An 11,615-nucleotide genomic window follows, 5' to 3' on the forward strand; every position below is an offset into this window, starting at 1 on the left:
TTGATCTGCTCGGCAACCTTCTTCTCGAAATTCGAGAGAACGCTTACCGAATACCAGCGCTTCGCCATCTTGCCTGCTTCCTTGCTGCCCGGGGCCCTTCGGCCCGCCTTGGTGGTATTGCCCGGAACAAAAAACAGCGCGCACCCCGAATCGATGCGCGCCGGTGTCCCTTTGGTTGGCGGTCAGTTACCCCCTGCCCGCCGTCATTTCAAGAGGGAAAGCCGGTCAGACGCCGATGATGTACCGAAGCGCGGTATCAATACCGAGGTCGACCAAACGAAAGAAAGTGGCCGCGAGGGCCGAGAGGATGAAGACCATCAGGGTGGTCAGCAGAACCTCGCGCCGGGTGGGCCAGACGACCTTGGAGACTTCGGCGCGGACCTGCTGGAGGAACTGAAGGGGGTTCGTGGTGGCCATTGGGGATTCCGGACTTGGGTTGAGGGGGAGATACGGGTTTGGGAGAGGGATTTCAAGCGGGGCCGCAAGGGAGAAGGTGTCCCACGGTGGGTCAAATTGAATATCTTCGTAGTATCAATGGATTGGGAATGCGGTCAGGTCTTGTTAACCCTGTTTGCGGCCCCGGCCCCTCTCAGGCGCGTCAAACGGGGGGACCGTGGCATCCTGCAGGATGAAAAGACCCGCCACCCGCTTGCGGGCGGCAACGCAGCACCTGCTACTCGACAACTCGGAGATCGGCCGCCCCGGCGAGTACATCGCTGATCAGAATGGCTCGCGTCCGTTCCGGCTCTTCGAAGTTCGGGCTGTGAGCCGATTCCTCAAAAGTGTAGAACCCCTTCACCGGCGCTTCCAGTTGCTGCAGATAGGCTTTCGCCAGCGCATATGACGTCGTGTAGTCGTGCCTGCCGTGCAGAAAGTAGACCGGGACGTCAAGCTTCGGTACTTCGACCCTTATGTCCGTCTTCAACACCTCGTTCCACAACTGCACCGAGGACGAAGACCACTTGCCCCGCCAGATGCCAAGCTTTTCCTGCAGCGTGTATTCGGGGTCCAGCCACGACGGCACGAAGATACCGCTTATCACCGACCGCATGTCCCGCGTGGTGCCGATGCCGGCCGTGTGGATGGCCGCATCACGCAGCGCCATGTAGGCGCCTGGCAGAGGTATCGTCGCCTCATAAGGCGCGGCCTCCAGCTTCCGCACCATGTCGGCATTCCCCTGCGCCCTGAACGCCGCCAGCATGTAGTCATAGGCCAAACGCTCGGACTCGAGCTGATTGGTCAGCTGCCCCACACCGATATAAGCGTGAAAGCGGTCGGGCGCCTGCTCTGCCGCCTGAATGCCGATGAAGCTGCCCCAGGAATGGCCCATAAGGTAGATCTTTTCCTTGCCGAACCGGTCGCGCAGGTGGTCGGCCAACGCCACCGTATCCGCGACCATCTGGTCAACCGTCATGGTTTCGGGCGGAATGTCGGGACTGTAGGAAAGCCCCGCGCCCCGCTGTTCCCACCAGACCACGGTGAAGTCCTGTTCGAGACCGGTGGGGTAACGTTGTTCCAGCACGTAGGTCGGCATTCCCGGCCCGCCATGCAGGAATAGAAGCACTGGGTGCCGGAGGTCGGCGCTTCGGATAAACATCCCCTGCTCAACGCCGTTGATGGTCACGAAGACCTTCTCGGCGATGCTGCCCGGAACCGGATCTCCCGCCGCATCCAGAACCGGCCTGACCGTGCCGGGGCTCCGGAGCCACAGAAAGACGGCGAAAGCCACGACAATGGCCGCAAGGACCGTCAGGATGATGCCCACAATGCGCCCCGCCTTTCGGATCGGTGAACGAGAGGCGCTTGGCGCCCGTTCGGTGCTGCTTCTTCCCGCCAATTGACCCGCCTATTGATGAAGGTGCCGACCCCCCGGGACCACCCTGGCCCGAAGCTCGATCAGACCGCCGCCGACTTCAGCTTTCGCAGACCTGACAAGACCACCTACGGTCTGAGCAAGGAGGTGTCGTTGATCTGCATCATCCGAGGCGCGGGCCTGCCATGGAGATTTGTTCACGCCTTGGATCGGCAGTAGCCGACTGGATACGGTCCGGGCGTTGAAGGTGTGTGGATTGGGTGGCAGGGGCAGCAGGGCTCGAACCCGCGACCTACGGTTTTGGAGACCGTCGCTCTACCAGCTGAGCTATACCCCTAGGCCTGGGGCCGGGGGTTACGGCAGGTGCCGGGGGAAATCAAGAGGCTATCCGCAGCGTTTCGGCTGGCGATGCAGAATCGGCAGCGCTAGGGTCTGGCCTTGCAGGCAGGAGCGGGAGCAGCGCTTGGGCGGGCGGAGCATATCCGAAATCGTGGCCGAGTTCGCGGCCCGGCCCTGGGCGGCCGTAGGCGACGCCGAGATGGCGGCGGGGCTGGCGGTGCCGTCGATGCTGACGCATGAGGAGAGCCAGCTTTACCACTGGCTGGGACGTCGGGCAGAGGGCCAAGGTGCTACGGTCGATCTGGGCGCCTATGCGGGCGGTTCGGCGGCGCGGCTTCTGTCGGGGCTGGCGGTTTCGGGGCAGTCGTATCAGGTTCACAGCTATGACCGGTTCCGGTCCTCGCGGGCCTTCTGGGCGCGCTACATGCCGGAGGAGCCGCTGCCCGCGACGGACGACGCGGACCTTCTGCCGCTCGTGCGTCGGCATCTCGCGCCCTGGGGTGACCGGGTGACGCTTTACCCCGGCGATATCGGGGAGATGCGCTGGACGGGCGGGCCGATCGAGATTCTGTCGGTGGATGCGGCGAAGGGTTCGGCGATGGCCGACCATATCGCGGCGCAGTTCTTTCCGGCGCTGGTGCCGGGCCGGTCGATCCTGGTGCAGCAGGATTATCTGATGTCGGTGCAGCCCTGGATTTCGGCGCAGATGGTGGCGTTGGCGGACCACTTCGTGCCTTTGGCGAAGGTGGCAAAGGTCTGCGTCGTGTTCCTTTGCGTGAAGCCGGTGACCGAGGCTGCGCTGCAGGCGGCGCGGACTGACACGTTGACGGACGGGGCGCTGATGAAGCGGGTCCGCGCGGCGGCGGACTGGCATGAGGGGATGATCCGACGGGCCCAGTTCAAGGCGATGCTGTCAGAGATCAAGGCGAACCCGGGCGTGCGGCTGGGCTGGCAGATGCGGCATGCCGGGCGGCTGCGCGAAGGTGGAGGATGACGGCGCGAGGGACGAAGCCAACCGCGCCGCCCGCAGGATCAGAAGCGGTTGGCCTTCCGGCGCTGAACGATGATGAACCCGCCCAGCGCGATAAAGAACATCAGGCCCATGGTCGACAGCGAGGGCTCGGTGAACCCGCCAGTCGCGGGTCTTGCTTCCGCGTCGGGCTGCGGTTGGTCCACGACGGGGGCGGCCTCGGAGGTGGCTGTTGGGGCAGTGCTCTCAGCCTTCGAAAGCTGCTCGACAATCGGGTTTTCGGCGAACTGCCCGACGATGCGGGACTGAATCCATTCGCCGCCCATATAGCTGGCAGCCAAAAGGACAAGCACCATCACTCCTACGATCGAGCCAAGTTTCAGTTCGGCAGGCTTCCGATCTTTCCTGGCAATCCTTTCGAGCGAGGCGGTTGAGATGTTCGCGGGGACCTCCAGATATTCCGGTTGCGGGCCGCTGGAACGGGGCAATTGCGGTGTTGTGGCCGATTGCGCGAACCGGGCAGCGACCGTCTCGCCGGGGTTGCGGCCGGCGGCCCAGTCCGGCATCCCGCCCGCGTTTTGCGAAGCGGCTGACGCGATAGGTGACTGGGCGAGACCGTGAAGAGAAGAGGGTGCCAGCAAACCGCCGGTCGCCCCGCCCTGCAGCGACGTTTCCCGGGTCGCGGCAGAGTTGGCGCGACCGAACATGAGCTTGGCAATCCCGATAAGGGCCAGAATGCCGGCGATGCCGAAAAGAGCCGATCCATCGAGGCGTTTGGTGGTTTCGATCTGGGCCTTCAGCCCCGCCTCACGTCCGTCGATGAAGGGCTGGACATAAAAGAAGTCAGAAGCTTTCATCATGCCCTGATCGCGCAGCGCGTCTGATACGTGCGAACCTTTGGACGAGCTGGTCACCAGGCCTGTGACCGTGACAACCGGGCCGGCTCCGCCCTCCCCCGTCATGTTGGCGGTCAGCCAGCCGACCATCGCGTCCTTCTGTTCGGGCTCGAACACGATGGCTGCGCGGGCGATGGTTTCATCTGCGGCGGCGTCAGGATCGACAAGCACGATCATCAGGTCTTCATCCACGGTCTTGCCTTTGTCCGTGACGACCAGCCGGGTGTTGTGCTCGGACGCGAACTGGGCCGAGACGGAGAACTCTCGCGGGGCCTCACCGGTCGCCTCGGGCTGGAAATCGGCGATCGGAACCGTTGCGGGTGGCGGTTCTTCCAAGCGGGCGAGCAGCTCGGTGCGGGCCGCTTCGGTCTCTTGGCGTTGGTCGAAACCCAAGTACACAAATCCACCAGCGATCAGGAACTGCATCCAGAACGGCGTGAAAAACAGAAAAGAGATGATAAAGCGCATGCTGTCCCCGCAGTGTTTTTCTACCTATCGGCGAGTGCTGTGGCGGAAATCTGGCATCATCCAGAGGAAATCGGGGAAGTTCGGCGGCGCTGCAGCCGGGGTTGAGAAGACGCTGGCGCAAGCCCATCTTGAGGTGAAAGTGGAGGTGCTGATGATCCCTGCCCGTTTCGCCCCGGTCCTGTTCGGCCTGATCCTGTCGGGGCTGATGTCGTTTATCGTCTCGGGCCTGTCGACGCTTCGGGCGCTGGGTTGGGTGGACGATTTTGTGGCGGTCTGGCTGGGCAACTGGGCGGTCAGCTGGGCAATCGCCTTTCCTACCGTACTGGTGGTGGCCCCGATCACGCGGCGGATCGTGGCACGGCTGACGGCTTAAGCGGCGTCAGCGAAAGAAGCCTTTTTTCGATACGATCGGGCCACCGGTGAAGTCGTTCTTCGGCGGCTCCTTTGGCGATTGGGGTCGAGCTGCCTTTGTCGCCGCAGGTTTTGCAACTGCAGCAGGTTCGGCAACACTTGCAGGCTGCGGGCGGCGCGCCGCGACACGGGCGCGCCATGCACGGAACTTCACCAGCGCGACGAGGGCGACAGCCCCATTCATAACCGCCATGATGATAAGGACGATGTTCTCGGTCGAGCTTTTCTCGTCGATCGCGGCGATCCGGTCCCCAGTGAACGGCTCGACCACTGCCATGGTCTCAAGACCGCGCAGCATCAGGTCCTGCTCGACCCGATTGACGTCGGACGACGACTTGACGAGGAAGCCGCCAACCGCGACGCGGCCTGCGGCATCCGTGTTGGCCCGCAGGTATCCGGTGATGGTGTCGAGCTGATACGACGGGAAATGAAGCACCACGAAACCGGAGGCGGCATCTTCGTCGGACAGAAGCAGGTAGCTGTGATTTACGCCCTTCTGCTCAAGCTCGATCACGCCAAGATCGCTGCGCCAGATGCCGTTCAGATGCACTTCGCCCAAGGGATGGATGTCCTGGGCAGGATCGAAGGACGCAATCGTCACCATCGGGGGCTGTGGCGCGGCGCGCATCGCCTCGAGTTCAGCCTTCTCCTCTTGCGAAGAGGTGTAGATGCCGAACGTCAAGGGGAGCAGAACAAGTGCGAAAAGGGCGAAGACCCACCAGGGCATGAACCTGAAGACAAGACGTTCGATCATCAAATCACCATCGCGGACCAACGGCTTCCATTGAGCCGCCGGGCAACGAAAAAGCAAGGGATGAAAACCCTATCCGGTCCCGGGGCCGGACCGTCACGGCGGAAGCGGGCGCCCGCGGGGAGCTGCAGCGCCCGCCCGCCATCCGGGGCCGGGCTAAGGGCCCGGCCCCGGCGGCTTTGCGTCAGATGGTGCCCGCCGCCATTTCCTTGGCGATGTGGTCGGCCTGGCGGATGGCAAGTGCGACGATGGTCAGCGTCGGGTTCTCGGCCGCACCGGTGGTGAACTGCGAGCCGTCCGAGATGAAGAGGTTCGCAATGTCATGGGTCTGGCCCCATTTGTTGCAAACCCCATCCTCCGGCCGTTCCGACATCCGGTTGGTGCCGAGGTTGTGGGTCGACGGATAGGGCGGGGTCGGGAAGGCTCGCGTTGCCCCCACGGCCTCGTAGATCGCGATGCCCTGGCTGTAGGCGTGGTTGCGCATCGCGACATCGTTCGGGTGGTCGTCGAAGTGGACGTTGGCGACCGGAAGGCCGTACTGGTCCTTCGTCTCGCTGAGAGTGACCCGGTTCGTCGACTGCGGCATGTCCTCACCCACGATCCACATGCCGGCCATGTTTTCGTAGCTGTCGAGCGCGGTGGTGAAGCTGCGGCCCCAGCCGCCGGGGTTTAGGAAGGCGGCCATGAACGGGAGACCGAGGGAAAGTGTCTCGAGTTCATAGCCGCCGACAAAGCCTCGCGAGGGGTCGTGGCGGGCTTCATCCTGTACAATTCCGGCCATGGTCGTGCCGCGCCACATCTTTACCGGCTTGTCGAAGACGGCGTAGACGGACCCGGTGGTATGGCGCATGTAGTTGCGCCCGACCTGGTCGGAGGAGTTGGCCAGCCCGTTCGGGAACATCGGGCTGGCCGAGTTTAGCAGGAGACGCGGGGACTCGAACGAATTCCCGGCAACACAAACAATCCGCGCTTTCTGCATCTGCAAGGCGCCGTCCTTGTCGTAGTATTCGACGCCTGTAACTTTGCCGCTGTCATCGTGAAGGATGCGAGCGACGTGGGCGCGTTCCCGCACCTCGAGATTCCCCGTCGCTTCTCCCGCGGGGATATCCGTGTAAGCGGCGGACCACTTGGCCCCCCATTTGCAGCCCTGGAAGCAGAACCCGGTCTGCTGGCAGGCCATGCGGCCGTCATAGTCCTTGGAGTTGATCGCCATGCGGCCGGTGTGGACTTCCTTGTAGCCGAGGGCCTTGGCGCCCTTTTCGAAGACAAGGTAGTTGTTGTTCCCTGGCAGGCCCTCGCGGTCGCCGGTGCGGGTGACGCCAAGCTTGGTCTCGGCTTTCTCGTACCAGGGTGCCATCTCGGCCCCGTCGATCGGCCAGTCGAGGAGGTTCGCCCCTTCGACCGGGCCGTAGTTCGTCAGCGCCTTCCATTCGTGGTCCTGGAAGCGGATCGAGGCGCCGGCCCAGTGGGTCGTGGTGCCGCCGACAGCCTTGACGATCCAGGCCGGAAGCCCGGCGAAGTCCTTCGCGACCCGCCAGTTGCCTGACGTGGTGCGGGCGTCGAGCCAGGCCAACTGCGTGAAGCTGTCCCATTCGTCGTTGACGTAGTCCTCGGGCAGGTAGCGCCCGCCCGCTTCCAGCGCCACTACCTTGACGCCCTTCTGCGCCAGTTCGTTCGACAGCACGCCTCCCCCGGCGCCGGTGCCGATTACGACGACGACCTGGTCGTCGTTCAGATCAAACGTAGCCATTGTCGTCCCCCCTCAAAGCCAGTCGATGTCGTTGAAGCCGCGCTCGATGTAGCCACCCTGAGAGAAGCTTTCCCCCTGGTAGCCGAAGATCGGCCAGACCTCTTTCTGGTTATAGAGCCCGGTCACCAGGCCCGAGCGGATGGTCTGGAAGAACGGCGTGGTTTCCATGGACTGGAGGAGCTTGACGCGGTCTTCCTCCCACCCTGCCGCCAGATAGCTGGCGTGACCCGCAGCCTGGGCCGCGGCATCAAGGGCGGCCACGCCTTCGGCGACCATGACTTTGTGGTCCTCGGCATCATAGCCCTTGACCGCGACGGCGTAGAGCTGGTCCGGCACCTGGTCATGCGGATAGATGTCGCGCGCCATCTGCAGAAGTGTGGCCATCTGTTCCGGGGTGATCACGGTCACCTCCATGGCCCAGGCGGCGCTGGGGGCCGCGATGAAGCCCGCCCCGGTCACTGCCAGGGCACCTGCGGCGGCAAGGCCCTGCGAGAGAAGCTGCCGCCGGGTCAGCCCTCTGAGCTCGTGTTTCGTCATGTGGTTCCTCCCTTGTGTCTGGCTTGGTCGGTCGCTCTTCTCTTCTCAGAGGAAGCGGCCTCCCCGCTGGATGACCTCGATCTGGTAGCCGTCGGGGTCAGCGATGAAGAAGAATTTGGCGACGGTCTGGTCACCGTTCCTGAAGTCGACGATCTTGCGGGGGGCAAGACCGGCCGCCATCAGACGTCCGTGTTCCGCATCGACATCCGCAACCGACACCGCGATGTGCCCATAGCCGTTGCCAAGGTCATATGCCTCGGTCCGGCCCTTGTTGACGGTAAGCTCAAGCTCGAACGTCTGCTCGGCGTTGGACAGGTAGATCAGCGTGAAGGTCTCGAAGTCGAGCCGGTCCGCCACTTGAAGCCCGAAGGCAACCTTGTAGAAGTCCACAGAGCGCGCTTCCTCCAGCACACGAACCATGGAGTGAATCAGTCTAGCCATTGCTCCCCCGAAACTGGCGCCGATGTGGTAAGATTACCAGACCAATTTCGGGTGCGGGTAGTAGCGGTGTACTACAGACGCATTTTCCTATTCCGCCGCGATCCGGCTGGCGCCGGGCTGCGGCACCTGCTCAAGCTCGCCAAGGTGGATGGTGCAGGCGCAACGCAGAAGCGAAGTGAAGTTCGTGGCTTCACCGTGCTGTTCCAGCACTTCGGCGTGCAGCTTGGACAGGAACGCGGGCGTCGAGCATCCATCCTTCTCGGCCATCTGGTCGACGATGCCCCAGAAGGCCCGCTCAAGGCGGATCGAGGTGGATTGGCCATTCAGCCGCAGGCGGCGCGTGACATATTCGTAGCGGGCCGGGTTTTGCCCGGCAAACATCTGACACATCGCTGGCTCCCCCCATGTGGTCAGCAGTGCGATTGTGAAGCCGAAGAGCCGGACTGTCAAATCAAGCTTGAGACCAGGGGCAGCAGACGACCCTGCAGGTTCAGGGCCGATAGCCGACAAGCCCATGAACCCGGCCTTGCAGGACGGTCAGCGCTGTCCCGGCCCCTATGCGGCGATGGGTCGATAGCAGCGCGGCGGGTTGGAGACGGTATCCGTGACGGTGACAGTGGTGACTGTCTCTCCGCCCCCGGCAATGGGGGTCCGCGTTGTCGTCACCCGCTGCGCAGGCTGACTGAGCACAAGCATGACGGTCTGCACATTGCCGACACGGCTGGGCACGTTCTGTTCGATCACCTCGACAACCCCGGCCGACACCACGCGGACGACCATGGCCGTATGCTGCGGAGCACCGCGTGTTTCGGTCGTGAAGGTCTCGTTGGTGGATCCGCTGCCATCGGGGTTGGACACCTCGGTGACGGTGGTGCGCGTCCAGCTGTAGCCGCTGAACTGCAACACGTCACCCGCCTGCAGGCCGATCACCGGCGTGACCGTGCCCCAGACGAACGAGGCGTTGGGTGAAAAGCGCGGGGTCAGAACGCGGGACGACCGGCCACCGGCCCCGACAACGGCGTCTTCTATGAGGGTCCAGCATTCCCCGTCGCGGTAGCGACCGACCTGGCGTTGGCAAAATGAAAGGGCATTGGAGGCACTGTAGGCCATGGCTTGAAACCTTGTGATTGAAAAGAAATCCGTTGAAAAAAGTCCTGATGCCTGAACATAGCTGACTTTGCGGAGTCGCGACAGTGCTTTCCCGGAATCCGGCGCGCAACGGGCCACCCCGATAGGACCACCACGTTACCTCGCCTCAGTCGAAAGCGTAGGCCTCGACCCGGTAGCCGTCCGGGTCGAAGACCTGGACACGCATTGGACCGTCGTCCTGCCATTCCGCCTCTGGTACGCCATCTGCGGCGAAGGCGGCGCGCAGCTTTTCCACGGCACGCGGCGAGGTGGCCTGAAACCCGAAGTGGGTGGTCCGGGGCGGGGCTGGCGGCACTTTGCCTTCGCTGAGCGCGAGGAGGCCGCCGTCAGGTCCAGCGAGGATGAGAAGATGCGGGTCGTCATGAACCCGGTCGGTCAGGCCGAAGTACTTGCCGTAGAAAGCCGCAGACCTCTCGCGGTCGGCGACGGTGAGGGCGACGTGGTTCAGTTTGAACATGGCCAAGTGTAGCAGCGCCGCATGACGGAATCAAAAAGGCGGCCCGAGAGGCCGTCTTCCGAAGGCGATCTGGCGGCCTGCTATCGATTGCTGAGCCAGATAGCCAAGGCGGCCGCAGCAAGAAAGTAAAGGAGCGCCCGTTTCCTGCTTTTTGCCAAGCGCTCTTTCTCTGCCGCCTCGCCTGCGCGGTAGAGCGACATCTGCTCTGACGAAAACCCGGCGATGATCCTTGCGTTTCTGCGCCGCAGGAACTCGCCAAGCGAGAGCAGGATCAGGCCGATGGCCCCACCGACCGCGGGGATATAGTAAACCTCCGGCGTTAACGGGGCGAGGTCAGCCTCGCGGTTGCGCGACCAGGGTTCGATGAAGATGAACTCGGGCGCCATGCTCAGCCCGTCTTTTTCAAGAGCGTCCTTGGCAAGCCCGGAAAGACCCGCGATCCATTCGTATCTGCCGTTCACTACGGCATCGACACTGCCCGGAGCGGTCGACAGGGAAAGCCCGGGAGCCTGGGCTTGCAACGAGGCGAACTGACCCTCGTCAATCAGGATGACGGCGCGCGCAACCTTGCTGTCCTCAGGATCGCTTTCAGCAAACAGCACGAACATGTGCCGCGTCTGCCTGATCGAGGTACCGTCGCGCTCGACCAGCTCGTAGGTGTGCTCCTGGTTGATCCGGCCGCTGACATGAACCTCGCGCGCGAAGTGGATGTCCTTTGCTTTCGTGAACGTCTCGATTGCGACGGGAGCTGGCTGTCCGGCCTCCAGCGCCCTGGCGTTTTCGCCGTTGCCTCCGACCAGCGCGAAAAGAAGGTAGGCCGAGCCGGCGGCAATCAGGAGTCCGAGGATGAGGATCGTCTGCCAGGTCGTTTTTCGGGTCAATGCGGCCATCTGATACTCGTACCGATCACAGGTTGTCTTGTCGGAAACCCGTTCGCCTTTGAGGATGGCAACAAAAAGGCCGCCCTGAGGCGGCCTTCGTGAGATGTCGTGTTGTCTTATTGACGAGCGTGGAGCGGGCGGTACCGCCCGTCCTACATCAAGCGATAATCTTCGAGACGACGCCCGCGCCGACGGTGCGGCCGCCTTCGCGGATGGCGAAGCGGAGCTTTTCTTCCATCGCGATCGGAGCGATCAGCTCGACCACGAACTTCAGGTTGTCGCCCGGCATCACCATCTCGGTGCCTTCGGGCAACTGAACCGTTCCGGTCACGTCCGTCGTGCGGAAGTAGAACTGCGGGCGGTAGTTCGCGAAGAACGGGGTGTGGCGGCCGCCTTCTTCCTTGGTCAGGATGTAGGCTTCAGCCTCGAACTTCGTGTGCGGGTTCACCGACTTCGGCTTGCACAGAACCTGGCCGCGCTCGACGCCCTCACGGTCGATGCCGCGGAGGAGAACGCCGACGTTGTCGCCAGCCTCCCCACGGTCGAGAAGCTTGCGGAACATCTCGACACCGGTGCAGGTCGACTTCTTGGTGTCGCGGATGCCCACGATTTCCACTTCGTCGCCGACGTTGATCACGCCGCGCTCGATACGCCCCGTGACAACCGTGCCGCGGCCCGAGATCGAAAACACGTCTTCGATCGGCATCAGGAACGGCTGGTCGATAGCGCGGGCCGGGGTCGGGATGTATTCG

At 63.2% G+C, this 11,615-nt stretch carries 14 protein-coding genes, 1 tRNA gene and 1 pseudogene; 2 read left to right on the plus strand and 14 right to left on the minus strand.

All coding sequences use genetic code 11. The annotated features are described in order from the left end of the window. From ACRCSW_RS10210 to ACRCSW_RS10225, 4 genes and pseudogenes are all read right to left on the minus strand, one after another. Positions 1-68, minus strand: a pseudogene (locus ACRCSW_RS10210) (transcription termination/antitermination protein NusG); the annotation flags it as partial. Positions 69-225: 157 nt separating this feature from the next. After that, positions 226-417, minus strand: coding sequence for a preprotein translocase subunit SecE (secE, locus tag ACRCSW_RS10215; protein WP_438704781.1), 192 nt, complete (start codon positions 415-417; stop codon positions 226-228). A gap of 256 nt (positions 418-673) precedes the next feature. Then, entirely contained in the window at positions 674-1,765 is a 1,092-nt protein-coding gene (locus ACRCSW_RS10220; protein WP_438704783.1) for an alpha/beta fold hydrolase, read from the minus strand. A gap of 309 nt (positions 1,766-2,074) precedes the next feature. Beyond that, a tRNA-Trp gene (locus ACRCSW_RS10225) sits at positions 2,075-2,150 on the minus strand. A gap of 126 nt (positions 2,151-2,276) precedes the next feature. Here ACRCSW_RS10225 and ACRCSW_RS10230 point away from each other — a divergent pair. Next, on the plus strand, positions 2,277-3,146 hold the full coding sequence (locus ACRCSW_RS10230) for a hypothetical protein (protein WP_438704785.1): 870 nt from the start codon (positions 2,277-2,279) through the stop codon (positions 3,144-3,146). 38 nt (positions 3,147-3,184) lie between these two features. On the opposite strand, the gene ACRCSW_RS10235 is transcribed toward ACRCSW_RS10230, so the two are convergent. Then, a complete protein-coding gene (locus ACRCSW_RS10235) occupies positions 3,185-4,486 on the minus strand; it encodes an LPXTG cell wall anchor domain-containing protein (protein ID WP_438704787.1) in 1,302 nt (433 codons plus the stop codon). On the opposite strand from ACRCSW_RS10235, the gene ACRCSW_RS10240 reads away from it, so the two are divergent. Continuing rightward, complete coding sequence (locus tag ACRCSW_RS10240; RefSeq protein ID WP_438704789.1) at positions 4,485-4,859, plus strand: DUF2798 domain-containing protein; 375 nt, start codon at positions 4,485-4,487, stop codon at positions 4,857-4,859. The two genes, ACRCSW_RS10235 and ACRCSW_RS10240, sit on opposite strands and share 2 nt — an antisense overlap. A gap of 6 nt (positions 4,860-4,865) precedes the next feature. Here the strand turns inward: ACRCSW_RS10240 and ACRCSW_RS10245 are convergent, their stop codons facing one another. The 9 genes from ACRCSW_RS10245 to ACRCSW_RS10285 all read right to left on the minus strand — a co-directional run. Then, positions 4,866-5,651: a hypothetical protein gene (locus tag ACRCSW_RS10245; RefSeq protein WP_438704791.1), complete on the minus strand. Its 786-nt coding sequence runs from the start codon at positions 5,649-5,651 to the stop codon at positions 4,866-4,868. Between the two features lie 181 nt (positions 5,652-5,832). Beyond that, complete coding sequence (locus ACRCSW_RS10250; protein WP_438704793.1) at positions 5,833-7,398, minus strand: GMC family oxidoreductase; 1,566 nt, start codon at positions 7,396-7,398, stop codon at positions 5,833-5,835. A gap of 12 nt (positions 7,399-7,410) precedes the next feature. Then, on the minus strand, positions 7,411-7,935 hold the full coding sequence (locus ACRCSW_RS10255; RefSeq protein WP_438704794.1) for a Twin-arginine translocation pathway signal: 525 nt from the start codon (positions 7,933-7,935) through the stop codon (positions 7,411-7,413). A gap of 45 nt (positions 7,936-7,980) precedes the next feature. Beyond that, positions 7,981-8,376, minus strand: a complete 396-nt coding sequence (locus tag ACRCSW_RS10260; protein ID WP_438704796.1) for a VOC family protein — start codon at positions 8,374-8,376, stop codon at positions 7,981-7,983. An 87-nt stretch (positions 8,377-8,463) separates the two neighbouring features. After that, entirely contained in the window at positions 8,464-8,766 is a 303-nt protein-coding gene (locus ACRCSW_RS10265; RefSeq protein WP_438704798.1) for a ribbon-helix-helix domain-containing protein, read from the minus strand. Positions 8,767-8,931: 165 nt separating this feature from the next. Further along, positions 8,932-9,486, minus strand: coding sequence for a hypothetical protein (locus tag ACRCSW_RS10270; RefSeq protein WP_438704800.1), 555 nt, complete (start codon positions 9,484-9,486; stop codon positions 8,932-8,934). Positions 9,487-9,631: 145 nt separating this feature from the next. Beyond that, a complete protein-coding gene (locus ACRCSW_RS10275) occupies positions 9,632-9,982 on the minus strand; it encodes a VOC family protein (RefSeq protein WP_438704805.1) in 351 nt (116 codons plus the stop codon). 80 nt (positions 9,983-10,062) lie between these two features. After that, positions 10,063-10,872 carry a hypothetical protein gene (locus ACRCSW_RS10280; RefSeq protein WP_438704801.1) on the minus strand — a complete coding sequence of 270 codons (810 nt, stop codon included), beginning with the start codon at positions 10,870-10,872 and terminating at the stop codon, positions 10,063-10,065. Positions 10,873-11,020: 148 nt separating this feature from the next. Beyond that, a partial coding sequence (locus ACRCSW_RS10285) for an EF-Tu/IF-2/RF-3 family GTPase (protein WP_438704803.1) occupies positions 11,021-11,615 on the minus strand: 595 nt, incomplete at its 5' end.

Source organism: Tabrizicola sp., from assembly GCF_051645465.1.
Taxonomy (GTDB): Bacteria; Pseudomonadota; Alphaproteobacteria; order Rhodobacterales; family Rhodobacteraceae; genus Tabrizicola.